16 protein-coding genes and 3 pseudogenes are annotated in these 17463 nt (G+C 63.5%); 13 read left to right on the top strand and 6 right to left on the bottom strand.

The genetic code is table 11. From position 1 onward, the window contains the following. Positions 1-27 precede the first annotated feature (27 nt). Positions 28-282: pseudogene (locus AC04SI_RS23125) on the bottom strand (molybdate ABC transporter substrate-binding protein); the annotation flags it as partial. A gap of 134 nt (positions 283-416) precedes the next feature. Between AC04SI_RS23125 and AC04SI_RS23120 the strand changes: the two are divergent. From AC04SI_RS23120 to hflX, 5 genes are all read left to right on the top strand, one after another. Next, on the top strand, positions 417-2750 hold the full coding sequence (locus tag AC04SI_RS23120) for a sensor histidine kinase NtrY-like (protein WP_404282692.1): 2334 nt from the start codon (positions 417-419) through the stop codon (positions 2748-2750). Then, positions 2740-4101 carry a nitrogen assimilation response regulator NtrX gene (gene ntrX, locus AC04SI_RS23115; RefSeq protein WP_006202174.1) on the top strand — a complete coding sequence of 454 codons (1362 nt, stop codon included), beginning with the start codon at positions 2740-2742 and terminating at the stop codon, positions 4099-4101. Before AC04SI_RS23120 ends, ntrX begins: the two co-directional genes overlap by 11 nt. 103 nt (positions 4102-4204) lie before the next feature. After that, positions 4205-5068 (top strand): D-amino-acid transaminase, encoded by an 864-nt coding sequence (locus tag AC04SI_RS23110; protein WP_404282693.1) that lies wholly within the window; start codon positions 4205-4207, stop codon positions 5066-5068. A gap of 144 nt (positions 5069-5212) precedes the next feature. Next, on the top strand, positions 5213-5458 hold the full coding sequence (gene hfq / locus AC04SI_RS23105; protein ID WP_006202172.1) for an RNA chaperone Hfq: 246 nt from the start codon (positions 5213-5215) through the stop codon (positions 5456-5458). Beyond that, complete coding sequence (gene hflX / locus AC04SI_RS23100) at positions 5459-6850, top strand: GTPase HflX (RefSeq protein ID WP_404282694.1); 1392 nt, start codon at positions 5459-5461, stop codon at positions 6848-6850. It begins immediately after the preceding gene. A gap of 6 nt (positions 6851-6856) precedes the next feature. Here the strand turns inward: hflX and mazG are convergent, their stop codons facing one another. Together mazG and AC04SI_RS23090 are read right to left on the bottom strand one after the other, a co-directional pair. Then, positions 6857-7681, bottom strand: coding sequence for a nucleoside triphosphate pyrophosphohydrolase (gene mazG / locus AC04SI_RS23095; protein ID WP_404282706.1), 825 nt, complete (start codon positions 7679-7681; stop codon positions 6857-6859). Between the two features lie 111 nt (positions 7682-7792). Further along, positions 7793-8977, bottom strand: a complete 1185-nt coding sequence (locus tag AC04SI_RS23090) for an amino acid aminotransferase (protein ID WP_404282695.1) — start codon at positions 8975-8977, stop codon at positions 7793-7795. Positions 8978-9160: 183 nt separating this feature from the next. Between AC04SI_RS23090 and AC04SI_RS23085 the strand changes: the two genes are divergently transcribed. The 7 genes and pseudogenes from AC04SI_RS23085 (at position 9161) to AC04SI_RS23055 (ending at position 14886) form a co-directional block, all read left to right on the top strand. Then, positions 9161-10321, top strand: a complete 1161-nt coding sequence (locus AC04SI_RS23085; RefSeq protein WP_404282696.1) for a TIGR03364 family FAD-dependent oxidoreductase — start codon at positions 9161-9163, stop codon at positions 10319-10321. Between the two features lie 12 nt (positions 10322-10333). Further along, positions 10334-11150, top strand: a pseudogene (gene phnX / locus AC04SI_RS23080) (phosphonoacetaldehyde hydrolase). A gap of 112 nt (positions 11151-11262) precedes the next feature. Then, complete coding sequence (locus tag AC04SI_RS23075; protein ID WP_404282698.1) at positions 11263-11796, top strand: sigma-70 family RNA polymerase sigma factor; 534 nt, start codon at positions 11263-11265, stop codon at positions 11794-11796. Next, positions 11793-12560, top strand: coding sequence for an anti-sigma factor family protein (locus AC04SI_RS23070; RefSeq protein WP_404282699.1), 768 nt, complete (start codon positions 11793-11795; stop codon positions 12558-12560). The genes AC04SI_RS23075 and AC04SI_RS23070 overlap by 4 nt, the downstream gene beginning before the upstream one ends. Before the next feature lie 25 nt (positions 12561-12585). Next, positions 12586-13302: a Bax inhibitor-1/YccA family protein gene (locus tag AC04SI_RS23065; RefSeq protein WP_404282700.1), complete on the top strand. Its 717-nt coding sequence runs from the start codon at positions 12586-12588 to the stop codon at positions 13300-13302. Between the two features lie 213 nt (positions 13303-13515). Further along, positions 13516-14382, top strand: a complete 867-nt coding sequence (locus AC04SI_RS23060; RefSeq protein ID WP_404282701.1) for an aldose 1-epimerase family protein — start codon at positions 13516-13518, stop codon at positions 14380-14382. A gap of 33 nt (positions 14383-14415) precedes the next feature. Further along, positions 14416-14886 carry a hypothetical protein gene (locus AC04SI_RS23055; protein ID WP_404282702.1) on the top strand — a complete coding sequence of 157 codons (471 nt, stop codon included), beginning with the start codon at positions 14416-14418 and terminating at the stop codon, positions 14884-14886. Positions 14887-14905: 19 nt separating this feature from the next. On the opposite strand, the gene AC04SI_RS23050 is transcribed toward AC04SI_RS23055, so the two are convergent. Together AC04SI_RS23050 and AC04SI_RS23045 are read right to left on the bottom strand one after the other, a co-directional pair. Next, complete coding sequence (locus AC04SI_RS23050) at positions 14906-15817, bottom strand: agmatinase (RefSeq protein WP_404282703.1); 912 nt, start codon at positions 15815-15817, stop codon at positions 14906-14908. A gap of 102 nt (positions 15818-15919) precedes the next feature. After that, the gene (locus AC04SI_RS23045; RefSeq protein ID WP_404282707.1) at positions 15920-16600 is read right to left on the bottom strand and encodes a TetR/AcrR family transcriptional regulator; all 681 of its coding nucleotides are present in this window, start codon (positions 16598-16600) and stop codon (positions 15920-15922) included. A gap of 189 nt (positions 16601-16789) precedes the next feature. Here AC04SI_RS23045 and AC04SI_RS23040 point away from each other — a divergent pair, with 189 nt between their 5' ends. Further along, a complete protein-coding gene (locus AC04SI_RS23040; RefSeq protein WP_404282704.1) occupies positions 16790-17266 on the top strand; it encodes a RidA family protein in 477 nt (158 codons plus the stop codon). Between the two features lie 66 nt (positions 17267-17332). On the opposite strand, the pseudogene AC04SI_RS23035 reads toward AC04SI_RS23040, so the two are convergent. Then, positions 17333-17463, bottom strand: a pseudogene (locus tag AC04SI_RS23035) (IS5/IS1182 family transposase); the annotation flags it as partial.

Here is a 17463-nt window from a genome sequence, read left to right as displayed (position 1 = left end):
GTTTGAGAAGGGGATTCCCGAACGCTTTTAGGGGCGCTCGACGCCCTTTGCCGCCAAGATGTCATCAACGGCTGTCGACATCAGAAATTCCGACAACTGCCTGGCCGCTTCCGCGTCCGTTGAATCGGCGCTGATGCCAATGGCGAAGTCAACGTAACTTTGGAGTTCTGCCGGAAACTGACCGACAAGCATGACCTCGGGAGCGGCGGCGAGAATCGAAGTCATGGGAACGACCCCCAACTCGGCTTCCCGACGGCCTACGGCCGGCGCTGTCTGCCGCCCTTCGGGTCAAACCCGACGTTCGGTTCGGGATCATCTCTAGCGCCTGTGGACAAAAAGGTCCTGGAGACGGCGTTTAGGCGAATGAGCCGGGGAAAGATTTCCGTCCCGGCCACACTTGTTGCATAATCGCCACAATGCGTTGCATAGATCCGACGCAATCACTGGCTCTCGACGGCGACATGGCGACTCAGGCCCCTACACTGAACGAACCGATTTTCAGCAGGCACGGTGTCGAAGACAGGCGCCGGCTGCTGGCGCTGCCTGGGGTGGTGGCAATTGCCGGTGCGCTGGTCACGGCGGCGATTTCCTTCGCCATCCTGGTCGGCGCCACGCCGATCGTGCCGAACGAGAGGACGACTCTGGCGCTGATCGCGCTCAATGCCGTCTTCGTCCTGTTCCTGATCGCGCTGGTCAGCCGTGAAGTTCACCGCATCGTGATGGCGCGCCGGCACGGCAAGGCGGCGTCGCGGCTGCATGTGCGCATCGTGGCGATGTTTGCGCTGGTCGCCGCCATCCCGGCCATCATGGTGGCGATCATCGCCTCGATCACGCTCGATATCGGCCTCGACCGCTGGTTCGAGATCCGCACCAAGACGATCGTCAATTCGTCGCTGTCGATAGCGGACGCCTATGTCCAGGAAAACGCCCGCAATCTTCAGGGAACGACGCTGTCGATGGCTTACGATCTCGACGCGTCGCGTACGCTCTACGGCCTCGACCGGACCGGTTTTCTCGACCTGATGAACAAGGAAGCGGTTGGCCGGTCGCTGGCGCATGCGGCGCTGATCAAGCCCGACGGCTCCTTCGTCATGAGCGCCAAGACCGATGCGGATTTCGCCATGCCGGAGCCGCCGGAAGGTGCCGTGACCAGCGCCGCCGACGGCAAGCCGGTGCTGATCGAGCCGAAGACGCGCAACATCATGGGCGCCATCGTCAAGCTGCGCCAAATCGAAGGGCTCTACCTCTACACGATCCGCCTGGTCGATCCCGAAGTGATCAAGGCACGTCAGATTGTCCGATCCAACACCGACGAATATCGCGGGCTGGAAGACAACCGCCGCACCTCGCAAGTGGCCTTCGCGCTGCCCTATCTGTCGCTGACACTGATCATCATCCTGTCGGCGATCTGGACCGGCATCGCCGTCGCCGACCGGCTGGTGCGGCCGATCCGCCAGCTTATCGGTGCTGCCGACGAGGTCGCCACCGGCAATCTCGACGTTGCGGTGCCAGTCAGGCCTTCCGACGGCGACGTCGCCTCGCTGGGCGACACGTTCAACAAGATGCTGCTGGAGCTGAAATCGCAGCGCAACGAGATCTTGTCGGCCAAGGACTTGATCGACGAGCGGCGGCGCTTTTCGGAAGCGGTGCTGGCGGGCGTCACCGCCGGCGTCATCGGCGTCGACCCCTATGGCATCGTCACCATCGTCAACCGCTCGGCCGAGACGATGCTGGCCATTTCGGCCACCGCAGCACTCGGGCAGAACCTTTCGGCGGTGTTGCCTCATGTCGGCCGTGTCTTCGAGATCGGCCGCAAGTCGGGCAAACCGGTCTATCGCGAGCAGGTGACGTTCTACCGCGCCGGCACGGAGCGGACCTTCAACGTGCAGATCACCATTGAGGCGGGCGACGATGGGGCGGAGGAGAAATCCTATGTCGTGACCGTCGACGACATCACCGACCTCGTCCAGGCGCAGCGTTCGTCGGCCTGGGCCGACGTGGCGCGGCGCATTGCGCACGAGATCAAGAACCCGCTGACGCCGATCCAGCTGTCGGCCGAGCGCATCAAGCGCCGCTATGGCAAGGTCATCACCGAAGATCGCGAGGTCTTCGATCAATGCACCGACACCATCATCCGCCAGGTCGAGGATATCGGCCGCATGGTCGATGAGTTCTCGGCCTTCGCGCGCATGCCGAAACCCGAGATGAAGGCCATCGATCTGCGCGAATCGCTGCGCGAGGCCTCGTTCCTGGTCGAGGTCAGCCGTTCAGACATCACCTTCGAGCGGATTTTCGGCAACGACCCGCTCAAGGGCACCTTCGACAGCCGCCTGATGGCGCAGGCGTTCGGGAACGTCATCAAGAACGCTGCCGAGGCCATTGACGGACTTGATGCAAAAGATCGTTCGGACGGCACAATTCGGATTCAAGCCGGACGGCAGAATGGCGCCATCAGAATCGACGTCATCGACAATGGCAAAGGTTTGCCGCGCGAGAATCGCCAAAGGCTGCTCGAGCCCTATATGACGACACGCGAGAAGGGGACCGGTCTCGGCCTCGCTATCGTCAAGAAGATCGTGGAGGACCATGGCGGCCGGCTTGAACTGCACGACGCGCCGGCGGATTTCCACGGCGGGCGGGGTGCAATGATCAGCATCATCCTGCCGCCTTCTGCTGCTGCCGCGCCGTCGCGCGGCGAGAGCAAGGCGGAAAACGAAAGAGAAACTGAAAAGGTCGGTAATGGCGTCTGACATTCTCATCGTCGATGACGAGGAAGATATCCGCGAACTCGTCGCCGGTATCCTGAGCGACGAAGGTCACGAAACCCGCACGGCATTCGATGCCGACAGTGCGCTGGCGGCGATCGCCGATCGAGCGCCGCGGCTGATTTTCCTCGACATCTGGCTGCAGGGCTCGCGTCTGGATGGTCTCGCATTGCTGGACGAGATCAAGACGATGCACCCAACACTCCCGGTGGTGATGATCTCCGGCCATGGCAACATCGAAACAGCGGTGTCGGCCATCCGTCGCGGCGCCTATGATTTCATCGAGAAGCCGTTCAAGGCAGACCGGCTCATTCTCATCGCCGAACGGGCGCTGGAAACCTCGAAGCTGCGGCGCGAAGTCTCGGACCTCAAGCAGCGCAGCGGCGAGACCTTCGACCTGATCGGCATGTCGTCGGCGATGAGTCAGTTGCGCCAAACGATCGAACGGGTCGCGCCGACCAACAGCCGTGTCATGATCATCGGCCCTTCCGGTTCGGGCAAGGAACTGGCGGCGCGTGCCATTCATGCGCTGTCGACGCGCAAGGGTGCGCCGTTCGTGACGCTGAGCGCCGCCAACATCACGCCCGAGCGTATGGAGATCGAGCTGTTCGGCACCGAATCGAACGGCACTGAGCGCAAGGTCGGTGCGCTGGAGGAAGCGCATCGCGGCATCCTCTATATCGACGAAGTGGCCGACATGCCGCGCGAGACGCAAAACAAGATCCTGCGCGTGCTGGTCGAGCAGCAGTTCGAACGGGTAGGGGGCACCAAACGGGTCAAGGTCGACGTCCGCATCATCTCGTCGACCTCGCAGAATCTGGAAGCGATGATTGCCGACGGCCGCTTCCGCGAGGACCTTTACCATCGCCTGGCGGTGGTTCCGGTCATGGTGCCGGGGCTGGCCGAGCGGCGCGAGGACATTCCCTATCTGGTCGACAATTTCATGAAGCAGATCGCGCGCCAGGCCGGCATCAAGCCGCGCCGCATCGGCGACGACGCGCTGGCGGTGCTGCAGGCGCACAACTGGCCGGGGAACGTGCGCCAGCTGCGCAACAATGTCGAGCGGCTGATGATCCTGGCGCGCGGCGACAATGTCGATGCGCCGATCACCGCCGACCTGTTGCCGTCCGAGATCGGCGACGTCATGCCGCGCACGCCGAACCAGTCCGACCAGCACATCATGGCGCTGCCGCTGCGCGAGGCGCGCGAACAGTTCGAGAAGGACTATCTGATCGCCCAGATCAACCGCTTCGGCGGCAACATCTCGAAGACGGCCGAATTCATCGGCATGGAGCGCTCGGCACTTCACCGCAAGTTGAAGTCGCTCGGCGTCTGACCGCGGGGCACGCGTGAGACCGGCCGGTCTGGACCACGCAATTGCCGGTTACGGCCACAGCGGAATCGCCTAAGAAGGCCGGGACGTTTCTCGAGGGTTTCTCATGCCGCGTATTGCCTATGTGAACGGGCGCTATGTCGCCCATGCCGATGCTGTCGTGCATATCGAGGATCGCGGATATCAATTCGCCGACGGCGTCTACGAGGTTTGCGAGGTGGCGCGCGGCTTCATCGTCGACATGCCGCGCCATCTGGCACGGCTGGACCGTTCGTTGAACGAGCTGTCGATCGAGTGGCCCGTCACGCGCGGTGTGCTGCCGCTCATCCTGCGCGAGGTGGTGCGCCGCAACCAAGTCGTCAACGGCCTGGTCTATGTCCAGGTGACGCGCGGCGTCGCCAGCCGCGACTTTCTGTTTCCGGCGGCGGGTACCAAGCGGTCCCTGGTGGTGACCGCCAGGAAAGCCGATCCGGCCGCTGCGGCAAAAAGGGCGGAGACCGGCATCAAGGTGATCACCGTGCCGGAGAACCGTTGGGACCGGGTCGACATCAAGACCGTCGGCCTGCTGCCCAACGTGCTGGCCAAGCAGAAGGCCAAGGAGGCCGGTGCCCAAGAAGCCTGGTTCATCGACACCGACGGCACGGTCAAGGAAGGCGGCTCGTCCAACGCCTGGATCGTCACCAGAGATGGGGTGCTGGTGACGCGGCCGGCCGAGCACGGCATCCTGCGCGGCATTACCCGCACGACGCTGTTCGAGGTCGCCGCCAAGCTCGACCTGAAGGTCGAGGAGCGGGGCTTTTCGGTGGCTGAAGCCAAGGCGGCGCGGGAGGCTTTCATTAGTTCGGCCACCACGATCGCCATGCCGGTCGTGGCGATTGACGGTGCTCCCATCGCCAACGGCCACCCCGGCTCAATAACACTTTCGTTGCGCCAAGCCTTTTTTGACATTGCGGAAAAAAGTCCAGCCTGATAACCGCACAGGTGGAATGAACATCAATTTATCTCGTTCTGCTTGTCGTTACTGACGGCAAGAGGGTGTTTGCGCGCTTGACATGCGCCCGGTAATTTGGCGCATTGGCTGCAAACCGAAGGGGATCGGCGAAAGACAAGAACAATGGCGGAACGATCGCAAAACCTTCAGGACCTGTTCCTGAATTCAGTTCGCAAGAGCAAAAATCCACTCACCATCTTCCTCATCAACGGCGTGAAGCTGACCGGCGTCGTCACTTCGTTCGACAATTTTTGTGTGTTGCTACGTCGAGACGGCCATTCCCAGCTTGTCTACAAGCACGCCATTTCCACGATCATGCCGAGCCAGCCGGTTCAGATGTTCGATGGCGAGGAAAGCCAGGGCGCCTGATTGGCTCGTGAGAAAGACGCGGACCGCAGCGTCCGCGGAAAATTGGCACATCAGCCGGGGACGGAAGCCAAAGGCCCGACCCGGGCTGTTGTCATCGTGCCTGTGCTTACCCGCCATCAGCGCAGCGACGATGAGTCGAACCGTCCGCGGCTGACGCGTTCGGCCGAGGCCCGCCACGACGAAGCGGTCGGGCTTGCCCGCGCCATCAACCTCGATCTGATCCACACGGCGGTGGCCACCGTCAACGATCCACGCCCGGCAACCTTGCTGGGCAGCGGAAAGGTCGAGGAGTTCGCCGAGATCGTCAAAGAGGGTCACGCTGAAGTGGTCATCGTCGACCACCCGTTGACGCCGGTGCAGCAGCGCAATCTCGAGAAGGAACTGAACGCCAAGGTGCTGGATCGCACCGGGTTGATCCTGGAGATCTTTGGCGAGCGTGCGCGGACCAAGGAAGGCACGCTGCAGGTCGAACTCGCCCATCTCAATTACCAGAAGGGCCGCCTGGTGCGCAGCTGGACCCACCTCGAACGGCAGCGCGGTGGTGCCGGCTTCCTCGGTGGTCCCGGCGAAACGCAGATCGAATCCGACCGGCGCATCCTGCAGGACAAGATCATCAAGCTGAAGCACGAACTGGAAACGGTGCGCCGCACTCGCGACCTGCACCGCGCCAAGCGCAAGAAGGTGCCGTTCCCGGTGGTAGCGATCGTCGGCTACACCAATGCCGGCAAATCGACACTATTCAACAAGCTGACCGGGGCAGGGGTGCTGGCCGAGGACATGCTGTTCGCCACGCTCGATCCGACGCTGCGCCGCGTGCGCCTGCCGCACGGCACGCCGATCATTCTTTCGGATACGGTCGGCTTCATCTCAGACCTGCCGACGCATCTGGTCGCGGCCTTCCGGGCAACGTTGGAAGAGGTGGTCGAGGCCGATCTGGTCATCCATCTGCGCGATATCTCCGACCCCGACACGGCCGCGCAGGCCGAGGATGTCGAGCGCATCCTGGCCGACCTCGGCGTCGACGCCGGCGATGCCAAGCGCGTCATCGAAGTCTGGAACAAGATCGATCTGCTCGACGAAGGCAACCGCGCCAGGCTGCTGGCCGATGGTAATGACGGCAGCAAGGCGCCGCCGATTGCAATTTCCGCCATCACCGGCGAAGGCCTCGACGCGCTGAAGGCGCTGATCGAGACCAGGATGGCGGGCGAACTGGAGGAGCTCACGGTGACGATCGAGCCGGCGCAGTTCGGCCTCGTCGACTGGCTCTACCGCAATGGCGACATCGTCTCGCGGACCGACAATGAGGATGGCAGCGCGACCATCTCGCTCAAAGCCACGCACTTCGCCCGGCAAGAGATCGACAGCCGATTGCACCGTAAAAACAACGGATAAGTCTGATTATTTCGTGCTCTTGGCCTGTTGCCAGAGCGCTTCCATTTCCTCCAGCGTCGCTTTTTCCAGTGTGTTGCCGGAGGCTTCCAGCGCCCGCTCGACATAGTGGAAGCGCGAGCGGAATTTCTCGTTGGTGCCGCTGAGTGCCGCTTCGGCGTCAAGCTTGAGGTGGCGGCCCAGATTGACGATGGCAAACAGCATGTCGCCGAACTCGTCCTTGATGGGTGCCGCGTCGCCCTTGGCGAGAGCCTCGCGCAGCTCGGCGATCTCCTCCTCGATCTTGTCGAGGATAGGCGCCGCTTCGCTCCAGTCGAAGCCGACACGGGCCGCTTTCTCCTGAAGCTTCAAGGCGCGCGTCAAGCCGGGCAGGGCGACCGGCACACTGTCCAGAAACCCCTTGCCGTGGTCTTCCGGATCGTGGCCGCGCGCGATGAGGGCAGCTCGCTTCTCGGCTTTCTCCTGCGATTTGATCTTCTCCCACATGCCCTTGGCCATGCCGGCGCTGCGCGCTTCTTCGTCGCCGAAGACATGCGGATGGCGGCGGATCATTTTCGTGGTGATGGCCTGGACGACGTCGCCGAAGGCGAATTCGCCTGATTCTTCCGCCATTTGCGCATGATAGACGACCTGCAGCAGGAGATCGCCGAGCTCTTCGCGCAGATCGTCCAGGTCGCCGCGCGCAATGGCGTCCGCCACCTCGTAGGCTTCCTCGATCGTGTAGGGTGCAATGGTCGAAAAGTCCTGCTCGATATCCCACGGGCAGCCGGTTTTCGGCGCCCTGAGCGCCGCCATGATCTCGATCAGCCGGGAAATGTCTTGCGAGGGTTTCATCAGCCGGATGCTATCGTGCATGCGGCCGGCCGGCCAATGCCGTCGGTCGGCAAGGGGGCATTGTCCACAGGTGCCGGTGCGGAACCAGCCGATCCCGAGAGGTCGACTGGGCTAGTCGAGCACCGAGACGATCGCCTTGGCGAGCTTGTCCATGCCGTCTTCCGGCAGGCCGGCGACATTGATGCGGCTGTCGCCGACCATGTAGACGCCATACTCGGCGCGCAGGCGCTCGACCTGCGCCTCGGTCAGGCCAAGCCGCGAAAACATGCCGCGATGGCTGGCGACGAAATCGAAGCGGTCGGAATTGGACTGCCGGTGCAGCGCCTCGGCGAACGCGACGCGCAGCCTCAGCATGCGCAGGCGCATCTCCTCGAGCTCCGCTTCCCAGTCGGCGCGCAGCGCGGCATCTTCCAGAACCATCCGCACCGCCGCGGCGCCATGGTCCGGCGGCATCGAATAGATGGCGCGCGCCGCCGACAGCATCTGGCTCATCGCCACATCGGCCTGGGCGCCATCCTTGGCCAGGATCATCGCCGCGCCGACGCGGTCGCGGTAGACGGCAAAGTTTTTCGAACAGCTCGAGGCGACGACCATTTCAGGGACTTTTGCGGCGAGCAGGCGCAGACCGCCGGCGTCGGCGTCGAGCCCTTCGCCAAAGCCCTGATAGGCAATGTCGACAAAGGGCAACAGGCCGCGCTTGACGACAAGTTCGGTCACTCCGGCCCATTGCGCCGCATCGAGATTGGCACCGGTAGGATTGTGGCAGCAGCCATGCAGCAGCACCACGTCGCCGCTCTTGGCGGTCCGCAATGCCGCCAGCATGTCATCGAAGCGAACCGCGCCCGAGGCGGCGTCGAAATAGGGGTATTCGCGGATCTGCAGGCCGGCGGCACGCATCACCGGCATGTGGTTCGGCCAGGTCGGGTCCGACAGCCAGATGGTGGCGTCGGCGCGGGTGCGCTTCAAAAGTTCGGCCACAAGCCGCAGCGCGCCGGACCCGCCGGGCGCTTGCGCGGCGCGAATGCGCGAGAAGTCGACTGCCTCGCCAAAGGCCAGCCTGGCCATCGCCGTGTTGAACCCGGTGTCGCCGGCAAGGCCGAGATAGGTCTTGGTGTCCTGGCTGTTGAGCAGCCGCTTTTCGGCCTCGCGCACGGCGCGCATGACCGGCGTCTTGCCGTCGCGGTCCTTGTAGACACCAACGCCGAGGTCGACCTTGTCCGGGCGCGGGTCGGCGCGATAGAGGCCGATCAGGGCAAGTATCTTGTCGGCAGGGGCGGGCTGCAGGGTTTCGAACATCGACATGGCTCCAATGGCGGCGGAGTGATACGCAAATCGGCCGGGCTTCGCCAGCGGTTTCCTATGCGGCAGGCTGAAAAGCCTCGGCGCCAAGATGCGAAACGTGCCCTACACGTTCCTGTCACATCGACGTAGTTTGAATAGCCATTTCCGGGACAAGCGCGAGAATGACGGCGTGAGACGATGATGAGCCGGCAACAAAAATTCGACCTCGCCATTGTCGGCGCCGGCATTGTCGGCCTGGCGCATGCGCTCGCCGCCGTTCGCCGTGGCCTTTCGGTCGTCGTCATCGATCGCGACGCGCGGGCCAATGGCGCCTCGGTGCGCAATTTAGGTTTTATCACCGTCAGCGGCCAGGAGCGCGGCCAGGTCTGGCGGCGGGCGATGCGGTCCCGCGATATCTGGCTGGAGGTGGCAGGACCTGCCGGCATCGACATCATCCAGCGCGGCGCCGTCGTCGTTGCCCGCCGTCCGGAAGCGCGAGCGGTGGTCGAGTCCTTCCTGCAAACAGAGATGGGCGAAGGCTGCAAGCTGCTCGAAGCCGATGCGCTCAACCGCGACTATCCCGGTTTAGCCGGACAGGAATTTGCCGGCGCCCTGTGGAGCCCGCACGAGGTGCGTGTCGAATCGCGCCAGGCGATCCCGCTTCTCGCGGCCTTTCTCGCCGAACGGCACGGCGTCGAGTTCCGCCGCGAAACGGCGGTTCGCCGGGTCGAGCCGCCTTATATCGAAACCAGCCGCGGCATCGTGCAGGCCGGCAAGGTGATCGTTTGTCCGGGCGACGACCTGGCGACGCTCTATCCCGACCGCATCGCACACTATGCCGTCACGCGCTGCAAGCTGCAGATGATGCGGCTTGCCGATCCCGGTTTCAGGCTGCCGGTATCGGTGATGTCCGACCTCGGGCTTGCGCGCTATGCCGGCTATGCCGCCTTGCCGGAGGCGGTCGCCTTGCGGCGCCGGTTGGAAGCCGACCAGCGCGATGCGCTCGACAATGGCGTGCATCTGATCGTGGTGCAGGGCGCCGACGGCACGCTGGTGGTCGGCGATTCCCATCACTATGCGACAACGCCCGATCCGTTCGCTTCGGAGCGGGTCGACGAGATCATCCTCGAGGAGTTCAGAGCCGTGTTCGGCGGACCGGTTCCGTGCGTGCTCGAGCGCTGGACCGGCATCTATTCCTCGGCGTCCGACCGTACCATGTTCGCCGACGCGCCGCATGAGGATGTGCGGCTGGTGATGATCACCAGCGGCACAGGCGCCAGCACCTCTTTTGCCATTGCCGAAGAGGTGATCGACGAGCTGTTCGGCGCAACCACGTCCCAGACAATGAAGATCGCATGATGGGAAGATCGTATGATGGCCACTGAGGGCCTGCTCCGCGCCGTGGTGTTCGACTGGGCCGGCACCGTCGTCGACCACGGGTCGCTGGCGCCGATGGGCGTGTTCGTCGAGGCTTTTGCAGAGTTCGGCGTGGCGATCAGCGTCGATGAGGCACGCGGGCCGATGGGCGTGGCCAAGCGCCCGCATATCGCGGCGCTGATGGCGCTGCCCAGAGTCGCGGCGGCCTGGGCGAAACAGCGCGGCCATGCGCCGACGGACGCCGACATCGATGCGGTCTATGATGTGTTCGTGCCGAAGAGCCGGGCGGTCGCGGCGCGGTTTTCGGATGTCATCCCCGGCGTTGCCGATGTCGTGTCGGCGTTGCGGGCGCGCGGTCTCAAGATCGGCTCGACCACCGGCTATACGCGGCGACATCATGGCCGAGATCCTGCCGGTGGCGGCCGGGCAGGGGTTCTCGCCCGATTGCCTGGTCTGCACCGGCGATACGCCCGACGGCAGGCCGACGCCGTTCATGCTGTGGAAGGCGCTGACCGAGCTTGGCGTCTATCCGCCATGGCTGAGTGTCAAGGTCGACGACACCGAAGTCGGCATCGCCGAAGGGACCAACGCCGGTGCCTGGACGGTCGGCGTCGCCGTGACCGGCAATGTCTTCGGCCACACGCTGGCGGAGACGCAGGCGCTGGCGCCGGACGTGTTCAGGAAAAAACGTGTCGAGGCAATCGCCAGACTCAGCGCCGCCGGCGCGCACTATGTCGTCAATGGCGTCGCCGACCTCTTGCCGGTCATCGCCATGATCGAGGGCAGGCTGCGGCGCGGCGAAAGGCCTTGAGCGAAGCCTGAGCGCTTTCAGCAGGCTTCATCGGTAGTCCCGTCCGAAAGGCGACGGCAAAAAAATTCGACACAGGCGGGATTAAAACCTTACCGTGCTCCGTAAACAGGGCATGAAACGGTCGATGCCACGCTTCGATATCGTAGGGCAGCTGGGTTCCCTGCGTCGCTACGCGCACTCGCTGAGCCGCGACAGCACTGAGGCCGAGGATCTGGTGCATGACGCGCTGGTGCGGGCCTATGAGCGGCGCGGCACTTTCCGCGCCGGCGGCAATTTGCGCGCGTGGCTGCTGTCGATCGTCCACAATGCCTTCATCGACCGCTTGCGGTCGCGCCGGTCCGAAGCGGCGAGGCTCGGGCAGGCGGGGCAGCTTGCCGACAGAAGCACACAGGCTCCGCAGGAGCATTCCGTTCGCCTGGCGCAGATACGTGAAGCCTTTTTCACGCTGCCGGACGAGCAGCGCTCGGCGCTGCATCTCGTCGCCATCGAGGGGCTTACCTACGAGCAGGCGGCCAAGGCCAGCGGCGTGCCGCTGGGAACGCTGATGTCACGCATCGGCCGGGCACGCGCGACGCTGCGCGAGATGGAAGACAATGCGCCGGCGCGCGCCAAAAATCATCTCCGGATCGTGAGAGGCGAGCCATGACCACAGTGCTGGATCCCGTGACCGACGCCGAGCTTGACGCTTATGTCGACGACCAGCTGGACGTTGCCCGTCGCATCGAGGTCGAGGCGTTTCTGTCCGCGCGTCCCGAAACGGCGGCGCGGGTGATGTCCGACCTCAGGACACGCGACGAACTGCGGGTGGCGCTTGCCGGTTCAAAAGGCATGGCGCGGCCGGCAACGGCCGATGCCGCCCGGCGGCTGGAGAGGGGACTCGCACGGGGCCGTGTGCTCGGCGTGCTGCAGCGGGCGGCGGCGGTCGCCGTCTTCGTCGCCGCGGGCTGGCTGGCGAACGGCATGCTCGGGCCGGTGACCAAGGTCGTCGCCTCGACCCAGCCGCCAGCCTATCTCGAGGAGGCGATCCGGGCGCATCGGACGACGCTGATGCGCGAAGCCATGGCATCCCAGACCGAGGCGCCGAATTACGACAGCGACGAGATCCGCGCCGCCACGGCGATCGTCATGCCGTCGCTGCCGAAGGAATGGAAGGTCCGCGACGTACAGGTCTATCCGTCACAGTTCGGCCCGAGCGTCGAAATGATCGTCGAAGCCGGGGAGCTTGGGCTGATCTCGCTCTTTGCCATCAGGCCGGGAACGTTCGACGTGGTCAGGCCTGCCGTCGCACCCTCGGGCGATATCTCGTCAGCCTATTTCCAGATCGGCGATGTCGCCTACGCAATCGTCGCCCGAAGCGATGTCCGCGACCTCGACCGCGCCGCCGAGACACTCGCCAAGACGCTTTACTGATCCGATCCAGCCAAGGAGAACCAGCATGAATACCCCCGATCTTGGATATCGCGTAGGCGCCGGCGCCCGAGCCGGCGCCGTGTACGACGAGGGCCTGCGCCAGCATATGCTGCGCGTCTACAACTATATGGGCCTTGGCCTGGTCGTCACTGGCCTCATCGCCTTCGCCGTGGCCTCGACGCCCGCTCTCTACGTGCCGATCTTCTCCACCCCGCTGAAATGGGTGGTGATGCTGGCGCCGCTCGCCTTCGTGCTGTTGTTCTCGTTCAAGATGCAGACGATGTCGGCAGCAAGCGCCCAGGCCATGTTCTGGGCCTTCTGCGCCGTCATGGGCCTGTCGCTGGCTTCCGTGTTCCTGGTCTTCACCGGGACCAGCATCGCGCGCACCTTCTTCATCGCCGCCACCATGTTCGGCGCCACCAGCCTCTACGGCTACACGACCAAACGCGACCTGACCCAGTTCTCGTCCTTCCTGATCATGGGCCTGATCGGCGTGGTGATCGCCAGCGTGGTGAACCTCTTCCTCGGCTCGACGGCGCTGCAGTTCGCGATTTCGGTGATCGGCATCGCCGTGTTCATCGGCCTGACCGCCTGGGACACGCAGACGATCAAGGAGCAGTATGCGGAAAACTTCGACGCGGAATCGCGGCAAAAGCTCGCCGTGTTCGGCGCCTTCTCGCTTTATCTGAACTTTATCAACATCTTCCAGCTGTTGCTGAACTTCACCGGCGAGCGCGAATAGTCCGGAACCGTAGCAGGCAACGCTGCGTATCTTGCCGTGGCCGGAGGGAAATCTCCGGCCACGGTTTTTCATTTGAAGCGGGCGCGATCTCGCCCGTAGCGTGAAAGCGCTCGTCGCGGCTGTAAGTATGAGTTGCGGCGCAGCCCGCCGCTCTTGAGTTCACGCTGGGCCTTTTGCTAGCCTGCGGGCCACACCAGCCACCCGCGAGGACGTATGGAACAGGTGACGCTTCACGGTGACGGCATCTCGGCGACCATCGTCGGGCAGGGGGCCGAACTGGTCTCCTTGCGCGATGCGGAGGGAACCGAGCTTCTTTGGCAGGCCGGTTCTGCCTGGCGGCGTCATTCACCGGTTCTGTTTCCGATCGTCGGCCGACTGAAGGACGACCGGTTGTGCCATCAGGGGCGCAAATATCCGATGACACAGCATGGATTCGCCCGCGACAGACGCTTCACGTGGGCGGAGCAGGGGCCTCGGTCATGCACGCTGGTTTTGACCGACGATGCCGATACCCGTGCCCACTACCCGTTCGCCTTTCGCCTCGCGGTCAGCTACAGCCTGGGCCAGCGGCAAGTCGGCGTTGCGTTTGAGATCACCAACACCGGCGACGAGACGCTGCCAGCATCGATCGGGGCGCACCCGGCATTCAATTGGCCGTTGCTGCCGGGTCTGTCGAAGGAAGCCTACCAGTTGGCCTTTGCCGACAATGAGCCGGCGCCGATCCGCCGGCTGAAGGATGGCCTTCTGCTGCCAAAGCCGCAGCCCACGCCCATCGAAGGCAAGAGCCTCGCCCTGTCGGAACGGCTGTTTGAAGACGACGCCGTCATCCTGGATCGGCCTGCCAGCACCAGCGTGCGCTACGCCGCCGACCGCGGGCCGGCGATCGAGATGTCGTGGCAAGGGTTTCGGGAATTAGGTATCTGGTCCAAACCCGGCGGCGCGCCGTTCCTTTGCATCGAACCCTGGCATGGCCTTGCGAGCCCGGTGGATTTCGATGGTGAATTCACCGACAAACCCGGCGTGATGCTGATCGAGCCTGCCGCGAAGCGTGTTCTGAGCTACCAGGTACGTCTGCTGTAGCGTCGCGCACAACGGCTGGTCGGAGTGAGCCCAATGAATTCCAAAACGATCGAGATCTACCGTCCACGTGGTGTTTCAAATTTGGGCCAATGGGACATTGGCGGCCTCAAGCTCAAAGTCTATGGCCTCGTCGCAGACAACAAGGAAGTCGACGGGCCCATGGCGACCCTGGCGCAGTCATTCGTGCGACAGGACGTTCTGCCGCGTGTGGCGGACGAGGGCGATGACAATGGCATGGGCTTTGTGATCATTCATCCTGGCGAGCTGGGCGTTTCCATCTCGGCTCACTGGTGGATACAAGGTTCGGTGCTTTGTCAGCATATCTATCGGAAGCTGTATTCCGCCACCGAACCGATGGATACGGTAACGAGACCTGTTGTGGCCTGTGTTTGGGAATTGGCTCTGATAAACGCCGAGCAGGAGACCTGGCGAGAAACGATGATGAAAAGCGAGCCCAGTCCGTCAGCATACATGGACGCTCGAGCAGGCTTCAAAGCGGCATAGAGGCGAGGTAAGCCGGGTTTCAAACCTGCCGGACGATGGTGCCGATCGCATTGACGAGAAGCCGCGCGGCGGTCAGGGCCGACAGGCCGTCAATGTCGGCGGGCGGATAAAGCTCGACAAGGTCGAATCCTGCGATCCTGGCCCGTTTGCCGAGGCCCGCGATCAGGTCGATCACCTGCGTGTAGGTGAGGCCGCCAGGTGTTCGCGCCGCCACGCCCGGCATGATGCCGGGATCGAGGCCGTCGCAGTCGAGGGTGACGACGACCCGCGCTCCTTCCGGAATATGCTTGAGAGTGGCTTCGACGCCCTGGGCGTGAACCTCGCGGGCGGTCACGAAACGGCTGCCATAGCGCCGCGCCGCTTCGATTTCGGCGAGGCGCGCGCTGCCGACGCTACGCAGGCCCACCTGGACGATCCCGGCGACATGCGCCATCTCACTCGCCCGGCGCATCGGGCTCGAATAGCCATAACGTTCGCCATGCACCTCGTCGCGCCAGTCGATATGGGCGTCGACCTGCAGGATCCAGACCGGCCCGTGATCCGCAAAGCCGGCAAGGAAGGGAATGACCACGGAATCATCGCCGCCGAGCAGGATCGGCACGGCCGGCAATGCCAGGATATCGCGCGTGTTCGCCTCGATCCGGGCCCGGTTGCCGGCATTGTCATGCATGGTGGTCGCGATGTCGCCGGCGTCGACGCAACAGACCGGCTGGCCCTCGAACAGCGGGCCGCCGAGATCGAAATCCCAGTGCTCGACGAGCGCGGCATCGTCCTGGCTCGCAGCGCGGATGGCGTCGGCGGCCAAGGCATGGCCGCTGCTGTCCTTGCCGGGATAGGTGCTACCATGACCGGCTCCAAAGATCACCGCACGGGGCGTGCGACCATCGGCGAGGCGATCGGGGAAGCCGAGAAAGGGAGGCGAGGCGGTCATTTCTGGATGGCCTTGATGATGGTTCAGCTGAAATTTCGGTGTTGAGGGCGCAGGATAGGGTCGTTTGCGGGAGAGGGCTTATCTGATGTTGCAACCAAGTTCTTATCTTGGAGCGAGGCCATCGAGCAGGAAGTCGAGACCTTTCCGGAAAGCGCCGTCCCAATCGTCATCCAACAGCAGGCGGGAGCGTTCGATCGTCGGGTAGCGTTCGCTGGTAAGGCGCTGCTGCGCGGCGGCCCTGTCGTCGTCCGAGAGGTCGAAGCTCCCCCGAGTGATGGTGGCGCCCATCACATAGTTCCAGAGCGACCATATCGCGACGTTCAGATCTGCGTCCGCTACACCGGCTGTCGACAAGGTCTTGCTCAGCAATTCCAGGCGACCGAGGATGTTCGGGCCGAGGGCCCGGCGCGGCAACAGCGATGCCGACCAAGGGTGGCGCAGCATGCTGGTGCGCCAGTCTTCGAGCATATGAACGACATCTGCGCGCCAGTCTTGAGACTCAACCATTTGCGGTGGTCCGCGATATTCGAGCACCGAGTCGAGCGCCAGATCAAAGACCTCCTCCTTGTTGTCGACGTGCCAATACAGGCTCATCGCGCCCGAGCCGAGGCGATCGGCCAGCCGGCGCATCGTCAATCCGTCGAGGCCTTCGGCGTCCAGAAGTTCCAGCGCGGTCGCTACGATACGGTCCCGGGAGAGAGGCGATTCAGCAGGCACCTCCTGCGCGGGTTGGGGCGCCGCCCTTGGCCGCTTGCTCCCGGCGTCGCTGCGTTTGGCTGCCATCATTTTCCTCTCTCGCCGAACTTCGATTTTGGCAGTCACCGTCAGGAATGTCGATGCTGAGCACTTGACTAGTACGTTGTACCATACGATGACTCGTACATCGTATGAGTCACCCTATGGCTGATATGGTTAAAGTGCAATCATTCCGGTCGCGAGGGTCGCTCGCAGCCCGGAGGCCAAGAGAAAATCATGTCACGCAAGCATCTGCTTATCGGAGGGCTAATCATCATGAACATATCAATCCCCACAGCAGCGACGGCGACTGAGAACAAGCTGACCATCGTCAATCCGAAGACCCTCTACGACCCATCGCCGAATGGCTACAGCACGGCGGTGATTACGCCGCCCGGCGCCAGGGTGGCCTACATTTCCGGGCAGGGCGGCCAGGACGCCACGGGAGGCCTGTCGCCCGACTTCGCTGTCCAGGTGAAACAGGCCTATGCGAACCTGAGCGCCGCGCTCGAGGGTATCGGCGCGAAACCCAATCAGGTCGCCAAGCTCACGGTCTTCGTTGTCGATCACGACATGTCCAAGCTTGAGGTGCTGACCAAGAGCGTCAAGGAAATGTTCGGTGAGGCGCTGCCGGCGCAGACTCTGGTTCCCGTTCCCAAGCTTGCAATCGACCCGATGCTGTTCGAGGTGGAAGCCGTGGTCGTGCTCGACTGACGGTGCGAGCTTCTCGATCTGATCGCGCACTGGCTGCTCTACGAGCGCACTAGGCTGAATCGACATTCACCGCATCCATAGCATTGCGCAAGCGAGTTGGACGAAACTGAGGAAGCATAGGGCACGCCGGTCGTATCGAGTGGCTATGCGTCTGAAGTGCTTGAGCTTGTTGAAGCAGCGTTCGATCAGGTTGCGCG

The organism is Mesorhizobium sp. CNPSo 4689, assembly GCF_057784325.1.
The sequence above is the reverse complement of the archived record's forward strand: the minus strand, read 5'-3'. Positions and strand labels throughout refer to the sequence as shown.